Source organism: Aliiglaciecola sp. CAU 1673 (assembly GCF_029223185.1).
Taxonomy (GTDB): Bacteria; Pseudomonadota; Gammaproteobacteria; order Enterobacterales; family Alteromonadaceae; genus Bowmanella.
Genome location: NZ_JARHUG010000001.1, coordinates 17,566 through 36,968 on the forward strand (window position 1 = coordinate 17,566; position 19,403 = coordinate 36,968).

At 54.1% G+C, this 19,403-nt stretch carries 16 protein-coding genes; 15 read left to right on the plus strand and 1 reads right to left on the minus strand.

Translation table 11 applies throughout. From position 1 onward, the window contains the following. Positions 1-36 precede the first annotated feature (36 nt). Genes ndhC through P2G88_RS00160 form a run of 13 tightly spaced genes read left to right on the plus strand, consistent with a single transcriptional unit; the run spans position 37 to position 14,312 of the window. The gene (gene ndhC, locus P2G88_RS00100) at positions 37-417 is read left to right on the plus strand and encodes an NADH-quinone oxidoreductase subunit A (RefSeq protein WP_275793523.1); all 381 of its coding nucleotides are present in this window, start codon (positions 37-39) and stop codon (positions 415-417) included. Beyond that, the gene (locus P2G88_RS00105) at positions 417-1,067 is read left to right on the plus strand and encodes an NADH-quinone oxidoreductase subunit B (protein WP_275793524.1); all 651 of its coding nucleotides are present in this window, start codon (positions 417-419) and stop codon (positions 1,065-1,067) included. The genes ndhC and P2G88_RS00105 overlap by 1 nt, the downstream gene beginning before the upstream one ends. 1 nt (position 1,068) lies before the next feature. Further along, positions 1,069-2,817, plus strand: coding sequence for an NADH-quinone oxidoreductase subunit C/D (gene nuoC, locus P2G88_RS00110; RefSeq protein WP_275793525.1), 1,749 nt, complete (start codon positions 1,069-1,071; stop codon positions 2,815-2,817). Beyond that, the gene (gene nuoE, locus P2G88_RS00115; protein ID WP_275793527.1) at positions 2,814-3,329 is read left to right on the plus strand and encodes an NADH-quinone oxidoreductase subunit NuoE; all 516 of its coding nucleotides are present in this window, start codon (positions 2,814-2,816) and stop codon (positions 3,327-3,329) included. The genes nuoC and nuoE overlap by 4 nt, the downstream gene beginning before the upstream one ends. Further along, the gene (gene nuoF, locus P2G88_RS00120; protein WP_275793528.1) at positions 3,322-4,590 is read left to right on the plus strand and encodes an NADH-quinone oxidoreductase subunit NuoF; all 1,269 of its coding nucleotides are present in this window, start codon (positions 3,322-3,324) and stop codon (positions 4,588-4,590) included. Before nuoE ends, nuoF begins: the two co-directional genes overlap by 8 nt. A gap of 5 nt (positions 4,591-4,595) precedes the next feature. After that, positions 4,596-7,328, plus strand: a complete 2,733-nt coding sequence (nuoG, locus tag P2G88_RS00125) for an NADH-quinone oxidoreductase subunit NuoG (RefSeq protein WP_275793529.1) — start codon at positions 4,596-4,598, stop codon at positions 7,326-7,328. Continuing rightward, positions 7,328-8,293, plus strand: a complete 966-nt coding sequence (nuoH, locus tag P2G88_RS00130) for an NADH-quinone oxidoreductase subunit NuoH (RefSeq protein WP_275793530.1) — start codon at positions 7,328-7,330, stop codon at positions 8,291-8,293. Before nuoG ends, nuoH begins: the two co-directional genes overlap by 1 nt. Before the next feature lies 1 nt (position 8,294). Further along, a complete protein-coding gene (gene nuoI, locus P2G88_RS00135; protein WP_275793531.1) occupies positions 8,295-8,810 on the plus strand; it encodes an NADH-quinone oxidoreductase subunit NuoI in 516 nt (171 codons plus the stop codon). A gap of 2 nt (positions 8,811-8,812) precedes the next feature. Beyond that, positions 8,813-9,328: an NADH-quinone oxidoreductase subunit J gene (nuoJ, locus tag P2G88_RS00140; RefSeq protein ID WP_275793532.1), complete on the plus strand. Its 516-nt coding sequence runs from the start codon at positions 8,813-8,815 to the stop codon at positions 9,326-9,328. Further along, complete coding sequence (nuoK, locus tag P2G88_RS00145) at positions 9,312-9,617, plus strand: NADH-quinone oxidoreductase subunit NuoK (RefSeq protein ID WP_275793533.1); 306 nt, start codon at positions 9,312-9,314, stop codon at positions 9,615-9,617. Before nuoJ ends, nuoK begins: the two co-directional genes overlap by 17 nt. A gap of 5 nt (positions 9,618-9,622) precedes the next feature. Beyond that, entirely contained in the window at positions 9,623-11,449 is a 1,827-nt protein-coding gene (nuoL, locus tag P2G88_RS00150; protein WP_275793534.1) for an NADH-quinone oxidoreductase subunit L, read from the plus strand. Beyond that, on the plus strand, positions 11,437-12,885 hold the full coding sequence (locus P2G88_RS00155) for an NADH-quinone oxidoreductase subunit M (RefSeq protein ID WP_275793535.1): 1,449 nt from the start codon (positions 11,437-11,439) through the stop codon (positions 12,883-12,885). Before nuoL ends, P2G88_RS00155 begins: the two co-directional genes overlap by 13 nt. Further along, a complete protein-coding gene (locus P2G88_RS00160; RefSeq protein WP_275793537.1) occupies positions 12,882-14,312 on the plus strand; it encodes an NADH-quinone oxidoreductase subunit N in 1,431 nt (476 codons plus the stop codon). The genes P2G88_RS00155 and P2G88_RS00160 overlap by 4 nt, the downstream gene beginning before the upstream one ends. Here the strand turns inward: P2G88_RS00160 and P2G88_RS00165 are convergent. Beyond that, complete coding sequence (locus tag P2G88_RS00165; protein WP_275793538.1) at positions 14,295-14,957, minus strand: TetR/AcrR family transcriptional regulator; 663 nt, start codon at positions 14,955-14,957, stop codon at positions 14,295-14,297. The genes P2G88_RS00160 and P2G88_RS00165 overlap by 18 nt on opposite strands. Before the next feature lie 180 nt (positions 14,958-15,137). On the opposite strand from P2G88_RS00165, the gene P2G88_RS00170 reads away from it, so the two are divergent. Continuing rightward, positions 15,138-16,256: an efflux RND transporter periplasmic adaptor subunit gene (locus P2G88_RS00170; protein WP_275793539.1), complete on the plus strand. Its 1,119-nt coding sequence runs from the start codon at positions 15,138-15,140 to the stop codon at positions 16,254-16,256. Then, a complete protein-coding gene (locus tag P2G88_RS00175; protein ID WP_275793905.1) occupies positions 16,243-19,392 on the plus strand; it encodes an efflux RND transporter permease subunit in 3,150 nt (1,049 codons plus the stop codon). Before P2G88_RS00170 ends, P2G88_RS00175 begins: the two co-directional genes overlap by 14 nt. The last annotated feature ends 11 nt before the right edge of the window (positions 19,393-19,403 follow it).

Here is a 19,403-nt window from a genome sequence, read left to right on the forward strand (position 1 = left end):
TTGGGGCAATGCAGCAAGCACTAAAGGGGAGTCTGCATGGCGCTGGCATGGGCCGAACTCTGGCCAATACTGCTCTACTTTTTGTTCACTTTGACCTTATTGGCTGGCGTGATGCTGTTGTCCAGTGTGCTTGGTCCAAAAAATAAAGGCCATTCCACCGATTTGCCCTATGAGTCCGGCATCCTCTCCTATGGCGGCGCCCGGGTAAGATTTGGTAATCACTTTTTTCTCTACGCCATTTTCTTCGTGATTTTCGATATGGAAGTGTTGTTCCTTTTTGCCTGGGCCATTTCGCTTAAAGAAAGTGGCTGGATGGGGTTTATCGAAGCCTTGGTGTTTATTCTGGTGCTGCTGGTGGCACTGGTTTACTTGTGGCGTATCGGCGCTTTGCGGGTCAAAGCAGAGGAGCGTAGTTAATGGATTGGAATCTAAGTAGGCCGGGGCAGGTCAGTCATAAGCAAGATGCAATCGATACTCAGGACCCGCAGGTCAGGGAACAGGTCAAACGTTCGGTGCTAACCACCACCCTTAACAAGATGGTTAACTGGGGTCGCAAAAACAGTTTGTGGCCGATGAATTTCGGGCTTTCTTGCTGTTATGTGGAGATGGCCACCAGTTTCACTGCCCGCCACGACATTGCCCGCTTTGGGGCCGAGGTGATTCGCGCCACCCCAAGAGAGGCAGATCTGTTGGTGATATCCGGCACCGTATTTCGCAAAATGGCACCTGTGGTGAAGCATATCTATGATCAATTGCTGGAGCCGAAGTGGGTTATCTCCATGGGCTCCTGTGCCAATTCCGGCGGTATGTACGATATCTATTCTGTGGTCCAGGGGGTGGATAAATTTCTGCCGGTGGATGTTTATGTTCCAGGTTGTCCGCCTCGTCCTGAAGCGCTCATGGAAGGGCTTTTGCTGCTGCAAAATGCCATCGGCAAGGAAAACCGCCCGCTGAGCTGGGTGGTGGGAGAGGGCGGCGGCAAGCCGATTGCGATGCCCAGTCAGCGGGATACCAAGCAAGCAGGTCGCTCTTTGGCGAGCGACCTGACACCGCCGGACAGGGTCTGATATGGCTGATACTCCTTTGCCGCTTCTGCCCCAGGTACAGGTCTTAAGTAAGGACTTTGCACCAGAGCTGGAAAGCAGTAAGGACGGCGTCGAAACCTGGTGGATAACGAAGGAGGAGTTATTACCCCTTTGCTCTGTCTTAAAAAACAAGCTGCCTCAGCCATTTGATTTTCTTTACGATCTTACTGCCATTGATGAAACCCGACGCAAAAACGGGGCTCCGCAAAGGCAAGATTTAACCCTGGTTTATCTGCTTCGCTCCTATGCCCGCAATCAGGATTTGCGCCTGAAAATTGCGCTTAGAGCCGACCTTAAAGATGCGCCCAGCCTTTGCAGTGTTTGGCCTTGTGCCAATTGGTATGAACGGGAGGTCTGGGATCTCTTTGGGATCCGTTTTGACGGTCATCCCTGTTTGCGCCGGATTATGATGCCCAGTTCCTGGCAGGGGCATCCGCTTTTAAAAACGCACCCTGCGCGCGCGACCGAGATGGGCCCATTCAGTTTGCCTGACGAAGTACGGGACTTTGAGCAGGAATCCCTGCGCTTCGATCCCAAGGCCTGGGGGCTTAAGCCCACAGGTCTGGAAGATGAGTTTATGTGGCTTAACCTTGGGCCCAACCATCCCAGTGTCCATGGTGTCTTTCGCATTATGCTGCAGCTGGACGGGGAGGCCATTCGCAATGCCATTCCCGATATCGGCTATCACCATCGCGGCGCCGAAAAAATGGCTGAGCGCCAAAGCTGGCATTCCTATATCCCTTACACCGACCGTATTGATTATCTGGGCGGGGTGATGAATAACCTGCCCTATGTGATGGCGCTGGAGCGCCTTGGCGGCATCGAGGTGCCGGAGCGAGCCAAGGTCATCCGGGTGATGATGGCGGAGATTTTCCGCATCCTCAGCCACCTGCTTTTCTATGGCACTTTTGCCCAGGATGTGGGCGCTTTATCGCCGATTTTTTATATGTTTGTGGACCGCGAAAAGCTGTTCGGCATTGTCGAGGCTATCACTGGTGCGCGCATGCATCCCAGTTGGTTTCGTATCGGTGGCGTAGCCAATGACCTGCCCAATGGGTGGGACAAGATGATCCTGACCTGGCTGGATGAGATGCCAAAGAGGCTAAGAGATTACGACAAGATGGTATTGGCTAATCGCATCCTTAGAAAGCGCACTGTCGGGGTGGGCGCCTATGACAGTGCTACCGCCATCGAATGGGGGGTGACAGGCCCCGGGCTTCGGGCTACCGGCTTCGATTGGGATCTGCGTAAGGCCAGGCCCTATAGCGGTTATGAGCAATTTGAATTTGATGTGCCACTGGCGCAAAACGGCGATTGTTATGACCGTTGTCTGGTGCGGGTAGAGGAGATCCGCCAGAGCATGCGCATCATTCGCCAGTGTGTGGAGAATATGCCAGGTGGCCCCTACAAGGCCGATCACGTGCTGACCACACCGCCGCCCAAAGATCGCACCATGGAAGATATCGATACACTTATCCCGCATTTCCTTGGGGTCAGTTGGGGGCCAGTGATCCCTGCCGGGGAAGTGCACTCGGAGGTGGAAGCCACCAAAGGCAGCAATGCTTATTATGTGATCAGTGACGGCGGCAATATGAGCTATCGCACCCATATTCGTACCCCATCTTTCCCCCACTTACAGATGATCCCGGTATTGGCCAAAGGGCAAATGGTGGCGGATCTGATTGCCACTATCGGCAGTATCGACTTTGTGATGGCGGATGTAGACAGATGAACCAGAGCATCCCTATCCGCACCCTGCATGAAAGCCTTACCGAGGCCGAGCGCGAAGCCGTGGAAGCCGCTTGCAGCCATTATGAGCAGCGTCCGGCTGCCGCCATCGACGCCTTGATGATAGTGCAGCAACAACGTGGTTGGGTGGATGATGAGAGGCTCTATGCCCTGGCCGAATTGCTGGGTATGTCTGCCACCGAACTTGAAGGTGTGGCTACCTTTTACAACCATATTTACCGTCAACCAGTTGGCCGCCATGTGATCCATCTTTGCAATAGTATCAGTTGCTGGTTACAGGATGTGGGGGCGCTGGAGCAACACCTCTGTGAGCGCCTGTCAATTCGAATGGGGCAAACCTCGCAGACTGGGCAGATCACCTTGCTGCCCAATGTCTGCCTGGGCTGCTGCGATAAAGCCCCGGCCATGATGCTGGACGGTGAACTCATAATGGATCTGGATAAAGACAAACTCGACAGCATCCTCGATAAACTGCAAGGGGAAGGCAATGGATAAGCCCCTAAGCTCCCATCTGAACATCGAGCAGCCCCAGGATATTGGCGCCTATCAGGCAGTGGGCGGCTATCAGGGATTTCTGGCGGCCCTTGAGCAGGCACCTCAGAAAGTGCAGCAACAGGTCAAGGAAAGCGGTTTGAAAGGCCGCGGTGGTGCCGGCTTTGCCACCGGTGAAAAGTGGCGTTTTGTGCCCATGGGCGACGATGCGCCTAAACAGAAATACCTGATCTGCAATGCCGATGAAATGGAGCCAGGTACCTTTAAAGACCGCTGGTTGATGGAAGGCGCGCCTCATCTGCTATTGGAAGGTGTGATGATCGCCGCTTATGCCATCGGCGCGTCACAGGCCTTTATCTTTCTACGCGGTGAATACCGGTTGTGTGCCAGGCGGCTGCAACAGGCTATTGATGAAGCCAAGCAGGCGGGATTGTTGGGTGAGAATATTCGTGGCTCAGGTTTTGGGCTTAACATCCTTCTGCACCAAAGCGCCGGACGCTACATTTGTGGGGAAGAAACAGCGCTACTGAATGCCCTTGAAGGCAAGCGCGCCAATCCCCGGGCTAAACCGCCTTTTCCTCAGGTGGTCGGTCTGTTTGGACGCCCCACTATCGTCAACAATTGCGAGACTCTGTGTAACTTACCCGGAATTTTGCGGCATGGGGTGCAGTGGTATCAGCAGCTGTCCGACAGCCCCGATGCCGGCACCAAGATTTACGGTATCAGCGGGCGGGTTAAAAAGGCCGGCCTGTGGGAGCTGCCCATGGGCGTAAGCGCAGGCCATATCCTGTCTCTGGCGGGAGGTATGCAGGATGGTCGGAAGCTTCGCGGCTGGCTGCCGGGCGGCGCCTCGACAGATTTTTTGTTGCCTGAACATCTGGAACTGCCCATGGGTTTTGACGCCATTGCCAAGGCGGGCAGCCGCCTCGGTACCGGAGGCATTATTGCCCTGGATGATGGTCATTGTCCGGTGGGGATGGTGCTGAATTTACTGCAATTCTTTGCTCAGGAATCTTGCGGCTGGTGTACTCCCTGTCGCGATGGTCTGCCTTGGGCGGTGGAGATCTTAAGTCGTATGGAAGTCGGCAAGGGAACCCAAGAGGATCTCGATGAGCTGTCCCGGCTTTGTGACTTTATGTGGATTGGCAAAACCTTCTGTGCGCTGGCGCCTGGAGCGGTTGAGCCCCTTCGCAGTGCGCTGAAATACTTTGCCGATGATTTTGCTGAGCACGTAGACAAAGGGAGGTGCCGTTACCGGCATTAATGCCTATGTCAGAAAAAGTGCAAATCCATATCGATGACAAAAGCTACCAGGTGGAAGCAGGGCAAAACCTGTTGCAGGCCTGTTTGTCGTTGAAACTGGATCTGCCTTATTTTTGCTGGCACCCGGCCATGGGCTCGGTGGGTGCCTGCCGTCAATGTGCAGTGACCTTGTACAAAGATAAAGATGATGATCGCGGTAAGCTGGCCATGGCCTGCATGACGCCCGTGTCTGATGGGCTTCGGGTGGGCCTTGGCGGCAAGCAGGAGCAGGGCTTCAGAGAACAGAACATAGCAGCGCTGATGACCCGCCACCCTCATGATTGTCCTGTGTGCAGCGAAGGCGGAGAGTGTCATCTGCAGGATATGACGGTGATGACCGGCCATCATGCCAGGCACTACCAGGGGCAAAAAGTCACCTTTAACAACCAGTACCTGGGCCCGCTGATAAAACACGAGATGAACCGTTGCATCACCTGTTATCGCTGCGTGCGCTTCTATCATGATTATGCCGGGGGTAGTGATCTCTGTGCCCAGGCCTCGAAAAACCATGTGTATTTTGGTCGTCAGCAGGACGGTGTGCTGGAAAGTCCCTTTGCCGGTAACCTGGTGGAAGTCTGTCCCACCGGGGTTTTTACCGATAAACCCTTTAATGCCCATTTCAGCCGCAAATGGGATCTGCAAAGTGCGCCTTCCGTTTGCGGTCATTGTGCGGTGGGCTGTAATACTTTTATCTCTTCGCGCTACAACAGCCTGCGCCGTGTAAACAATCGCCTTAACCCACAGCTAAACGGTCATTTTCTCTGCGATATCGGTCGTTATGGCTTTGCCTATGCCAATAGCCCCAAGCGCCTAAATGAAATTAAATTAAATGGCAAACCAGCGGATTGGTCGTCAAAAGCGGTACAGGAGGCGCTTGCAGAGGGAAATTGGATTGGTATTGGCAGTGCTCAGGCCAGCCTTGAAGATAACTTTGCCTTGCAGCAGTTGGTGGGGGAAGAGAATTTTGTACCCGGCCCCGAGCCGGCGATGTGGCCACTGATGGCCATGCATCTGGCCATCGCCGGACAAAAGCCCATGGCCAGTCTGGCGCAGATAGAAGAAGCAGATGCGGTACTGATCCTCTGTGAAAACCTCAACCAAAGTGCCCCGCGCATCGCCCTTTCAGTACGCCAGGCGCTGACCAATAAGGCAAAAGATAAGGCCGAAGAACTGCAAGTCCCGCGCTGGCAAGATGCGGCGGTGCGCCAGTTGCAGAGCGACAATCCGGTGCCGCTTATTTACTTTGGTTATGGCGAGCAGGCATTGCAGCGACAGGCCTGCGTATTCTGTGTTTGTGATGATGAAGAGGCGGCAAGACAGGGCTTTGCCCTGGCTAATCTGCTGCATAATCGGGCACCGCAAAAGGCCGGTACGAAGGTATCGGCACAAACCCATCAGGCGGCAGATATTCTGCGTCAGGCGAAAAAGCCCTTAATTGTTAGCGGCTGGTCGGCCGGTAATCCGGGTTTGCTGGCAGCAGCTGCCAATATTGCCGAAGCCTTGGGCGATAAAGCCATGCTCTGTCTGGTGGCCGACAAAGCCAATAGTGTGGGGCTGGGACTTCTAGCCCAGAAAGATCAATGTGGGAATCCAGAAGAGTGCTTAGCAAGTGCTAATGCAGGTTTGTTGGTACTTGCTGACCACTCTGCGAAAAGCCGTAGATGGATGAGCAAAATTACGGAACAGGCAAGACAAGTGGTGCACCTTAGCGCATTGCAACAAGAAGGAAACAGCTCGTTGCAGTTGCCCATTGCGGCCGAGGGGGAATGCAGCGCCACCAGGGTCAATTATCAGGGCTATGCCCAGCCGCTTTGGCCGGCGGTTACGCCACCAGGGCAAAGTTTACCAGCCTGGCAATGGCTGGTGAATCTGGCCAAAACCTGGGGTCACACACTGGGGCAGGTTGAAGATTTGCGGCAACTCAGGGCCAGGATGATATCGGTATTCCCGGCTCTGCAAGCTTGCTGGGCTGATATTGATGACCCCATCGCTTTGCAAACCCCCAGAGTCAGCGGCCGTACCGCTATGCTCGCCAATCAATCGGTGCATGAACCTAAGCCGCCGATAGAAACAGAAGCACCCTACAGACAAAGCATGGAAGGACAGGTTGGTAAGGGCAATAGCCAGGCTTATAGCTGGTGGCCCGGCTGGAACTCCAATCAGTCACAGCATAAGTTCAGTCAAGAGCGGGGGGATTTATCGGCAGCTTTGCTGATCACGCCATCAGGACAGGGCTTTTGGTGGAAATGGCAGAGTGCCTGGCAAAAGATAAATGGCTATCACTGGCATCTGTTGCCTTACAAGGGGGTATTTGGCGGCGAAAGCTTAAGCCTGGAAGCGGCACCTATTGCCGAGCTATGCCCAGCACCAGGATTGTTTATCCGCGCCGATGATGCTGCCTTGTTGGGGCTGTCAGAAGGCGACCTCGTGTGCTGCGATGAAGACAGCACTTTATTTGAACTGCGCTTTACCGACGGTGTCCCTCCACACTCATTGCTGTATCAGATACCCGCTAATCACGGATTCTCTTTAAGGGGCTGCGAGTTGGTAGTGCTGGCCGATGAAGCTCAGCGTCACGCCTATCAACTGGCCAGAGATACCCAGCGAGCCGGGCAGGCTAAAGATCAACAGGCCAAACTGCGTCAGTTACTGGATCAGGACCGTCTTATCCCGGTGCGCTTTATTGAGGGGATGGGCTGATGAACTTTTGGTACAGCTTTCTGGCAATTGTGGTGTTAGTGATGTTGCTCCTGCCGACGGCGGCCATGCTGGTGTGGGTGGAAAGGCGCCTGTTGGGTTTTTGGCAGGAGCGTTTGGGGCCCAACCGCGTAGGCCCCTATGGCATACTGCAGTCGCTAGCGGATTTGATAAAGATCTTGTTTAAGCATGACTGGATCCCGCCCTTCGCCGATGCCAAAGTCTTTGTGGCGGCGCCTTTGATGGGCGCGCTCGCGGTCATGATGAGTTATGCAGTGGTGCCCATGGCCCCGGGCTGGGTAATCTCCGACAGCCATATCGGCCTGTTGTTCTTCCTGGCCATGACTTCACTGGCGGTGTATTCGGTGCTGTTGGCCGGCTGGTCTTCCAATAACAAATATGCACTGATTGGGGCCATGCGCGCAGCGGCGCAAACCATCAGTTACGAGGTCTTTATGGGGCTGTCGCTGCTTGGCGTAGTAATGCTCGCTGGCAGTTTCCGCTTAAGTGATATCGTTCTGGCTCAGCAAGAGGGCTGGTTTATTCTGCCCCAGTGCCTGGGCTTTGTATTGTTTCTGATCGCCGGTATTGCCGAAAGTCACCGCCTGCCTTTTGATTTGCCCGAAGCGGAAACGGAGCTGACCGCTGGTTTTCATACCGAGTATTCAGGCATCAAGTTTGCGCTTTTCTTCCTCGGTGAATACCTGGGGGTGATGCTGATTTCCATGATGATCACTGTGCTGTTTCTGGGTGGCTGGCTGGCGCCCTTTGGATTGGAAGGATTCATTCCCCCCATTATCTGGTTTGTGCTCAAGACCTTTGTGCTGATCAGTTTTTTTATTCTGCTGCGGGCGGCCTTACCCAGGCCCCGCTTCGATCAACTATTGGCCTTTGGTTGGTTATGGATGCTGCCGCTCTCCCTTATTAACCTGCTGGTCACCGCAGCCCTGATCCTGGGAGGGCAATAGCATGTGGAGTCAACTGATTACCTTATGGCGGGTCTTCCTGCATCTGTTTGCCAAAACCGACACCCGCGAGTATCCGGAGCAAAAGCCCTATTTGGCGCCGCGCTACCGCGGACGCATCGTGCTTACCCGTGATCCTGACGGTGAAGAGCGCTGCGTGGCTTGTAATTTATGTGCGGTGGCCTGTCCTGTGGATTGTATCGCCCTGCAGAAGACCGAAGATGAGGACGGGCGTTGGCGGCCAGCGTTTTTCCGTATTAATTTTTCCCGCTGCATTCTTTGTGGGTTATGCGAAGAAGCCTGCCCTACTTATGCCATCCAACTGACTCCCGATGTGGAAATGGCCGAATACGACAGAAACAATCTGGTCTATGAGAAAGAACATCTGCAGATTGAAGGGCAAGGCAAGTATCCGGGCTACAGCTTTTATCGTAAGGCCGGGATCAGCATTAAAGGCAAGGCCAAGGGCGAAGCCGATGGTGAGAAACCACCGGTGGATGTCAGGAGCCTACTGCCATGACTATGCAGTGGTTATTCTACATTGCCGGAGCTGTGGCCCTGTTTGCCAGTCTGCGCGCGGTTTGTCATCGTCATGCGGTGCACGCACTGTTGTATCTGGTGGTCAGCCTGCTAGCCCTGGCAATGTGTTTTTATCTGCTTGGCGCACCCTTTGCGGCGGCGTTGCAAATCATCGTTTACGCTGGGGCCATTATGGTGCTCTTTGTGTTTGCAGTGATGCTATTCAATATCACAGACAAAGATATCGAGCGGGAACGGCAATGGATCCGCTGGCAGGTTTGGGTTGGTCCGACGCTTTTAGTGTTATTGCTGTTGGCTGAAGTGGTAATGTTGATCCAGTTGCAACCTGCCGGCGCACAGCAGGAGGTGCAGTTGATTGAGGCCAAAACAGTGGGTGGCTTGCTATTCGGTCCTTATCTGTTGGCGGTCGAAATCGCCTCTTTTTTGCTGCTGGCGGCGCTGGTGGGCGGCTATCACCTGGCCAAAGCCCTAGGGAGGCCCCATGACGGTGCCCCTTGAGCATGGGCTGATATTGGTGGCTTTGCTTTGGTGTATTGGCCTGTTGGGCCTTATCACCCGGCGCAACAGCCTGTTTATGCTGATGTCCATGGAGATCATGCTTAATGCTGCCGCCTTGGCTTTTATTCTGGCCGGTAGTGTATGGCAGCAAGCCGATGGTCAGGTGATTTATATTCTGGTGCTGACCCTGGCATCTGCCGAGGTGGGATTGGGGCTGGCATTACTGATCCGTCTGCGCCGCCATGTGCCTGATCTCGATGCAGACAGGCTCAGCCGGCTTAAGGGGTAACCAAGATGCAAGACTGGTTATTCCTCATTCCATTTATACCTTTTTGTTCTTCTATCCTTTTGATGCTATTTGCCGGACGTATCAACACCTTGGCAACGTCGCTCTTGGGGGTAGGCAGCCTGGCTGTGTCGGCGGTACTTACCCTGTTGGTGGGGCTGGAGTTTTATCAACAGGGCGCGCAGAGCTGGCAGCAAAGCCTGTTTACCTGGCTGGAGCTGGATGGGGCATCCATCGGCTTTAGCTTGTATCTGGACCAGTTATCCATGTTGATGATGGGGGTGGTCTGTGGCGTGGGCTTTTTGATCCATTGGTATGCGGCGGCTTATATGGCCAGCGACCCGCATATGCCGCGCTTTTTCGCCTATATGAATCTGTTTGTGGCGGCCATGTTGGTGTTAGTGCTGGCGGACAACCTGGTGCTGCTCTATCTGGGGTGGGAAGGGGTAGGGCTGTGCAGCTTTTTGCTGATCGGCTTTTGGCAGCAGGAAAAAGCCAATGCCCGGGGGGCGCGCAAGGCCTTTGTGGTGACCCGCATCGGTGATACGGCGCTGATGCTGGGGTTGCTGATGCTCTTTGATCTTTTTGCCAGCCTCTCTATCGGCGATATCTTGACCCAAGTACCGCAATTAGGTGTGTCAAATCTTGATCAGAAACTGCTTTGGATCTGTCTGCTGTTATTAGGAGGCGCCGTCGGCAAATCGGCACAACTGCCATTGCAGACATGGTTACCCGATGCGATGGCCGGCCCTACTCCGGTCAGTGCCCTGATCCATGCGGCGACCATGGTCACCGCAGGGGTCTATTTAATTGCCAGGCTGCATCCCTTGTATCTTCAGGTTCCCTTAGCCCTGGAAATTGTCGCCTGGGTGGGCGCGCTCACCCTGGTATTAGCCGGGCTGGCCGCCTTGATGCAAAGCGATATCAAGCGCGTGCTGGCGTATTCCACCATGAGCCAAATCGGCTATATGTTTTTGGGGTTGGGGGTGATGGCCTTCGACGCGGCCATTTTCCACTTGATGACCCATGCCTTTTTTAAAGCGCTGCTATTTCTTTGTGCTGGTAGCATTATCCTTAAGCTGCACCATCAGCAGGATATTTTTAAGATGGGTGGCTTGGCCCGACAGTTACCCAAAACCAGTGGTTTGTTTCTATTGGGACTGTTGGCATTGGTAGCTGTGCCAGGCAGCGCCGGTTTTTTCAGTAAAGAAGCCATTCTGGCTGGCGCCTGGCAAGCCAGTAACCCCATGCTGTGGTATCTGGGATTGTTTGGCGCTTTGCTGACAAGCCTTTACAGTTTCAGGCTGTATTTTTTAGTCTGTCTGGGCACGCCCAGTTTTAAAGGAAAAACGCAGGATTATGGGGCGGCCAGTCATTTTATGTTACCCCTTTGGATCCTGGGAGGGCTGGCGCTGGCCGGGGGCTATATGGCTCCGCAACTGGCCGCTGTATTACCGGCATCTCCGCTGGAGCATCCCGATCTGTTGGCCATGTGGCTACCCGTTGGCTTGGCATTGGTGGGGCTCCTACTGGCCTGGTGGTGGTTCGGACCGGCAAAGCCGCCACAACCTTCCACCGCCGCTTGGGCCGCTTTGCTGAAAGATGGTCTGGGCTTCGACCGGTTATATGAAACCCTGTTCACCCGCCCGTTGCTATGGTTTAGCCGACTGAATCGCCGTGATGGATTCGACCAACTGACGTGGTTGATGGTCTGGCTAAACCTCAATATTCACCGCCTTGGTACACTAACCCAAAACGGACAGCTGCGCTGGTATCTGGCCGTTATGTTGGCAGGCGGCATTTTAATGCTGGGAGGACTGCTATGGTGGCGCTAAGCCTGCTGCTATTCCTGCCCTTAATCTTGGGCATCCTGGCCTGGGGTGCCGAGCGTGTTCGTGCCGGTAGCGCCAATTATATGAGTCTGGCCGGCCTTGGTCTGCTGCTGGTGTTCTTTCTCAGTTTGCAAGCTGAGAGTCACCTCAAACTGGTGTGGTTTGCCCGCTTTAATGTGTATTTTTCCCTTTATCTGGATGGATTGGCGCAGCTGATGATCCTGCTGACCCTGCTGCTCGCAGTGCTGGCGGTATTGGTGTCCTGGCGTGAGATCCGAAGTAATCGCGGCTTTTTTCATTTTAATCTGATGTTTAGCCTGTCCGGCATTATCGGCGTATTTCTGGCCCGGGATCTGTTTTTGTTTTTCCTGTGTTGGGAAGTGATGCTGTTGCCGATGACGGCGCTGATTTTGATTTGGGGCCACGAAGGACGTCGTTACGCTGCCTTTAAGTTCTTTATCTTTACCCAGGCCAGTAGCTTACTTATGCTGATTGCCATTATCGGCCTGGCGCTGGCACAGCTTTCGGCAAGCGGGCAATACAGCTTCGATATGCAGGCCCTTGCAAAACTGGATCTGCCTATGGCCAGTCAATGGTGGCTGATGCTGGGCTTTTTTATCGCCTTTGCGGTGAAGTTACCCTGTGTTCCATTACATACCTGGCTGCCCGATGCTCATACCCAGGCACCCACCGCCGGCAGCGTGCTCCTGGCCGGGATCCTGTTAAAAACCGGTGCGTACGGCTTTATCCGCATTTTGATGCCACTGTTCCCCGAGGCCGCACAGGCTTTTTCGCCGCTGGCGGTCAGTCTGGGCGTATTCAGCATACTCTATGGCGCCTTAATGGCCTTTAGTCAGAATGACTTTAAACGCCTGGTCGCCTATTCCAGCATCAGTCATATGGGTTTTATTCTGCTGGCCTTGTTCAGTTGGCATCCTCTGGCTTTACAAGGGGCGGTGCTGACCATGGTGGCCCATGGCATCAGCAGTGCGGCACTCTTTTGTATCGCTGGTATGTTGCAGCAACGGCTGCATAGCAGGGAGTTATCCAAGATGGGCGGACTTTGGAGTAGCGCACCGAAGATGGCGGCCCTGACACTGGTGTTTGTAATGGCCGGTATTGGTATGCCGGGGTTGGCTAACTTTAACGGGGAACTTTTGTCTCTGTTAGGTAGTTACAAAATCTTTCCTATACATGCCATGTTGGCGGCGCTCGCCATTATCGGTTCAGCCCTTTATGGTTTGCATCTGTTCCAACGTGCCTTCCAGGGACCGGCAAACCAGCAAGTGGTGGATTTGGATAAGCGCGAACTGACATTCTGTTTGTTGTTGCTGCTGGCCTTGGTGTACTTCGGCCTGCAGCCGCAGAGTCTGCTGCAAATCAGCGAACCCTGGTTGCAACAGCTTGGTCAGATCGCTACTCAAGTGGTGCGCCCATGAACCGGATCGAGTTGATATCTCTGCTTCCGGTGCTTGTTTTGGCCAGCGGTATTATGGTGCTGATGCTGCAAACCGCCAGCAGGCGTAGCGAACATCTCAGCCGCTGGATTTGCTTACTGACACTTATCCTTAGTCTGGCTGCCCAGCTTTGGCATTATCCTGATGCGGCTCAACCCATTACCAGACTACTAGCCTTTGAGCCTGTCGGTGCCTTTTTCGGCATACTGGTATTAGTGGCCGGGGTGTCAGTGACCCTTATCCAGGGACCTTATGCCGCAAAACAGCGCGAACCCGCCGAGGAATTTTATCTATTGCTGCTTTGCAGCTGCTTAGGTGCCTTATTGCTGACGCTGGCCAGCCATGTGGGCACGGTGATCTTGTCCTTAGAGCTGATGAGCCTGCCGTTTTTGGCCATGATGGCCTATAACCGCCAGCGCACGGACGCGCTAGAAGCGGCCTTTAAGTATCTGATCCTCTCTGGCGCGGCCAGTAGTCTGCTGCTGATGGGCTTTGCACTGCTCTACGTTACAGGGGGCACTCTGGAACTGGCGCATATTCTGCCCGAACAGCCGGGACTGTTGGCCAGGGCTGGATTGGTGCTGGTGATGGCCGCATTGGCCTTCAAGCTATCTCTGGTGCCCCTGCATATCTGGACCGCCGATGTTTACCAGGGAGCTAACCTAAGCGCCACCTTACTGCTCACCTCTGTATCCAAGGCTGCCGCCTTTGCGCTTCTGATCAAACTGATGCTGGCCACGCCGCCGGTGTTCGCCAGGGACCTCTATTTGATGCTCAGCCTGATGGCCATTGCCAGTATGCTGCTGGGCAATTGGTTGGCGCTGCTGCAAAACAGCATCAAACGACTAATGGCCTATTCCGCCATCGCCCATATGGGCTATGCCCTGGTGGCGGCTATTGTGGCTACCCAATCCGGTCATCGTCTGGTGGTGGAAGGCGCGGCCTATTATCTGCTGGCGTATCTGATTGCCTCTATTCTGATCTTTGGCATTTTGGCGTTACTCTCCGATTTAGGCGCCGATGCCGACAAGGATGACATCCATGATGTGAAAGGCCTGTTTTGGCAACATCCCTGGTTGGCGGTAGGCCTGAGCCTGGCCTTTTTGTCTTTGGCAGGTATGCCCATTACGGTGGGCTTTATCGGTAAGTTTTATCTGCTAACCCTGGCGGTGAAATCCGAATTGTGGTGGTTGATTGCCGCTATGCTGTTGGGCAGTGCGGTGGGCTTGTATTATTACCTGCGGGTTATCTTCAGCCTTTATGCTGAAGGCAAAAAAGGTGAAACGGCGGTAACCGGCAATCACACAAGCAGAGGCTGGCTGGGACTGATGGCGGCAGTATTGCTGCTGCTGGGTATACTGCCGGGGTTGTTGGGTGACAGACTCGGTTTGTTATTGCTGAGCTCTTAAGTAGGGCTTAAGCATGTGCATTAAGTTTTTCACTGCAAAATCCACCAGATGCTCTTTTTTCTGCTTACTCATGGAAAATTCCAATCCCAGTAAACTGCGCAGATGGTAGTCCCCTTTCAGCAAATTTAAAAAGGCCAGGGTCAGCCACATGGCTTCCTGCTCTGATAATTGAAAATCGGGTTGCTTCTGCATAATCTGGCCAACCATTTTGGCGCTTTGCTCGGGGCCTGCCTGGAAAAACAGGGCAGCCACTTGCGGTGACTGCTGCACTTCACCAATCACTACCCGGTGCATGGCAATAACATCCTCATCCAGTAGCAGCTCAATAAACTGATAAGCGAGGCGACGCATAATGTCTTCGAAGCAGAGATCTTGTTGCTGCTCGTGAGGGTCGTCCAACTGATACTGCGCCAATTTGCCGTGGATCACCGCTTGAAACAGCATCTCCTTATTGCTGAAATGGGAGTAGAGGGTTTGCTTGGAGACGCCAGCCCTGTTGGCGACCTGATCCATAGTAGTGCCGCTTAAGCCGCTTTGCAGAAACAAGCAAGCAGCCGCATCGATAATCTGTTTGCATTTGGCTGCACTTTTAGGTCGTCCCGGTTTTCGGCCCGACGCTTGGGGGGAAGTTTGTTTACTGCTCACGGGACGCGGATACCTCTGCCTTAAATAACCTTTTACAAAAACATAAACTGATCTGATTGAATAATCAAACCGTACAGTCTAGTATTTAAATCAATTGCTTTACGACTTTGCCCATTTTCTTCCAAAAGGCATCCCATGGTAAACCAAAGTTCCCATAGTAAAACAAAGCTAACACTGCTTTTGGCAGTAGTCTTACCTTTTATCCTCCTCGGCGGACTTTTGTATGCCGCCGGTCACGGTCAGCAAACCGAGGGGGAGACTGTCCATCAACCTATGCCGGTTCAGGCAGGACATTTACAGCTACAGGACAGCTATGAAGTTGAGCGTCTGGCATTAGCTAAGGTTGAAAGCCCTAATCTGGCTCAAGTGGGTTTTGAGCTGTCCGGCAAGGTAAAAACGCTGTATCGGGATGAGGGTGAGCAGGTCAATGCTGGGGAGTTGCTGGCACAGTTGGACACCGCGCGTATCGATGCCGAACTGATGCAGCTAAAAGCCAGTCTAGAGCGCACACGCGCCGACGCCAGATTGGCGGCATTGACGGAGCAACGTGTGGCCCAATTAGTGGCCCGAAAACTGGATTCTGCACAGCGTCTGGATGAGGCTAAAGAGGCTCTGGCAGCGGCACAAGCGAGAGTGAAGGAAACCGAAGCCGGCGTCGCCCGGTTGCAGGTAGAGCTTGAAAAGTCGCGCATACTGGCCCCCTTCTCCGGGACTTTAACCAGCCGCAGGGTGGATGAGGGGACGGTGGTAGCAGCAGGTACGCCGGTTTTTACCCTGCAACAAGCAAGTGGCCTGGAGGCGCGTCTCGCGCTGGGGGCACAGGACGCCAGCGCGCTGACAGTGGGACAAAAGGTAACCATGTACCGTCAGGGTGAGATCTTTGATGGCATCGTGAAATCCATTGGACGCCACCGTGCTTTGGATACTCGTACCCTGGATGTGATGGTCAGCCTTGATGATCAAAGCAGCCTTCTGGTGCCCGGTGACTTACTCGAATTTAAATTACACAAAAAAGTAAACCAACGCGGCGCCTGGGTGCCAAGACAAGCTTTGAGTACTGGTGTACGCGGATTATGGAATCTTTATCTGTTGGAGCAAGTGGAGCAGAACCACCGTATTCGTCCGCAGTTGGTAGAGGTACTGCATTTAGAGCAAGACAGGGCCTTTGTTAGCGGTGCATTGGCCGACAACACACCGCTGGTACTTAACGGCACGCAGCGGTTAGTGCCGGGGCAATTGGTGTCGGTGCAAGGGTTTACGGATGTTCTGGCGATGACGACAGGTGATGGCCATGAGTGAGAGCAGCCCTTGGTACACCGCCTTCTACCGTCGCGGTCATCTGCTGGCCTTATCTATCGTGATCTTGCTGGTAGCGGGTTTGTCTGCACTTACTCACCTTCCGCGCCTTGAAGATCCAAGAATTGACACCCGCAACGTCCTGATCCTGACGCCCTATCCTGGAGCGTCTGCCGAGCGGGTGGAGACCCTGGTTACCGATGTGTTGGAAGACGAATTACGGCAATTGCATGAAATTAAGGAAATCAAATCCACCTCGCGTAGCGGTATCTCTACGCTGTCTGTGGAATTGCAGGCTTGGGTCAATAATCACACCAATGAAGCCATCTTCTCAAAGATCCGGGATCGCTTAAATGACGCCTCTGCGCGCCTTCCCCAAGGGGCCGGGGTACCTGAATTGGATGACAAGCGCGCTGCCACCGCCTTTACCTTGGTGCTTGGCTTATTGCCCAAGGATCCACAGCACCCCAGTTTGCCGTTACTGAGTCGCTTGGCCGACGAACTGGCCGATCGCATGCGCAATGTGCCTGGTACAGAATTGGTGCGCATTTACGGTGAGCTGGATGAGGAAGTCCTGGTTAGCCTCGATAGTGCTGCCCTGGGAGCTGCACAGCTGGAATTGCAGGATATCAGCCGGTTAGTGGCCGCCAGTGATCCCAAATTGCCGGCTGGAATATTGCGAGGTGCTCAGCAAGACAGTCGCTTGCAGGTGGCTCAGGAGCTCGATAGCCTTTCACGTATTCGCGATTTACCGCTGCGGGCTTCAGACAAGGGGGGCCTGCTGCGCCTCGGCGATATCGCTGAAGTAGAGCGTGCCTGGCGCACTCCCGTCAATGACTTGGCCCTTATCAACGGCGAACGTGGGGTAATGGTGGCCGTGCGTATGCAGCCCACTGTAAGGGTTGATAACTGGGTTGCCGCCGCAAAGCAGGAACTGGCGGCATTTAACAACCAGTACGGTGGCAGTCTGCGTACCGACATCCTGTTTGACCAGAATGAATACACCCAGGCGCGGCTGTCAGATTTGACCCAAAACCTGTTGCTCGGTTGCCTGGTGGTGATGGCCGTGGTCCTGGTATTCATGGGCAAACGTTCTGCCCTGATTGTCGGTCTGGCCTTACCATTAAGTGCCGGTTTTACGCTGTTTTCGCTGAATTTCTTCGATGAGCAAATTCACCAAATGTCGATCTTCGGCATCATCATCGCCATTGGTCTTTTAATTGATAATGCCATTGTGGTCACCGACGAGATCCGCGCCAGATTGCTGGAGCCGCAAAACAGTCGCTTACAGGCATTGGTGGGCAGTCTGCGTCACCTGTTTGTGCCGCTGCTTTCTTCCACCCTGACTACGGTACTGGGCTTTATGCCGATCTTCTTACTACCTGGCAATATCGGTGATTTTGTCGGCCCTATCGCCATTAGTGTGGTGATGGCATTACTTGGCTCATTGGCCATATCACTGACCATTATTGCGGCTTTGGCCGCCCGCTACTTGCCGCGTGAAGAGGTCAAAGCCGATTCGCGCTGGTGGCGCACTGGCGTACAATGGCCGGGCCTTACCGATGCTTTTGCCAAGTTTCTGGGCACCAGTTTGAAGAATCCATTGCCAAGCCTTTCCTTGGTGGTGGGCTTGTCACTTGCCGGTTTCGTACTTGCTTCGCAACTGGGTAATGTGTTTTTCCCCAGTGCCGACCGAGACCAGTTTCAAATCTACTTCTGGATGCCAAGCGGCACGGCTATCAGTCATACCACTGAGCAGGTGCAAAAGGCCGATGCGCTGATCCGCGCCGATGAGGACGTGAAGCAAGTCACCTGGTTGGTGGGCGGCTCCAGCCCGTCGGTTTATTACAACCAGATCATGAACAAAGACGGCTCGCCGCATTTTGCCAATGCGGTTATCACGGCAACAGGCGTTGAGCAAGCAGCCGGTCTGATAGCACGCTTGCAAAGTCAGTTGGATGAAGCCTTACCCGAAGCCAAAGTGGTGGTCAGGGCTTTTGGTCAGGGACCGCCCATCTCTGCCCCTGTGGGTGTGGAAATCTATGGTCAGGATCTGGAAACCCTGGCCACATTGGGTGAGCAGGTGCGATTGGCCATGTCAGAAACGCCTGGCATTACTCAATCCATTGCTTCTATCAGCTTGGGGGAGTCAGAGTTACAACTGGCCGTCAGCCGTGAAATCGGTCAATTTACCCAATTGCCACTTACAGACATCGCTATGCAACTGCAGAGTTCACTGGAAGGCAGCCTGGGTGGCTCGGTGTTGGAAGATACAGAAGAGATCCCGGTACGAATCCGTCTAAATGCCGAACAACGCAGCGATATAGGCCAACTGGCCGGACTGCCACTGCTCAATAGTCATTTAGCAATACAGCAGCGTTGGGTGCCGGTCTCAGCCCTGGGGGACTTGAAACTGCTACCCAACATCGATGGCATTACCCGCACCAATGGTTCGCGTGTTAACAGGGTAGAGGCCTTTCTTACCCCCTCGGCCACGGCTATTGACGTTAACCGAGCGCTGAATCAAAAACTGCGGGAAGAAGGCTTTGAGCTGCCGCCGGGCTATCGTATCAAAATGGCCGGCGATGCCGATGAACAGCAGGAAGCGGTAGGCCAATTGGCAACATACTTACCTGTACTTGTGGTACTCATGTTGACTACTTTGATCCTGACGTTCCACAGTGTGCGCAATGCCTTGGTGATTGCCGCCGTGGCATTGCTTTCAACTGGTTATGGCTTGCTAAGCCTGTGGATTTCCGGCTTGCCGCTTGGCTTTAATCCCCTATTGGGCACGGCCGGTTTGATTGGTGTGGCCATTAACGGCTCTATTGTGGTGATTGCCGCCATCAACGCTAATCCACAAGCCCGTGCCGGCGACAGACGCGCCATCGTGCGCGAAACCATGGGCTGCAGCCGGCATATTCTCTCCACCACGGTGACTACAGTGGGGGGCTTCGTACCCTTGCTGCTGTTTAGCGCAGGTACCTTTTGGCCACCATTGGCGGTGGTGCTGGCAGGCGGAGTCGGCTTCTCTGTGCTGCTGTCTTTGGGATTTACCCCAGTGGTGATGGCTTGGATTGGTGCTCGTCGCGCCAGGCAGGAGCAGATCGTGCCGGAGCTTGGTGCATTCGGCAGCTGATGGCTGAACAC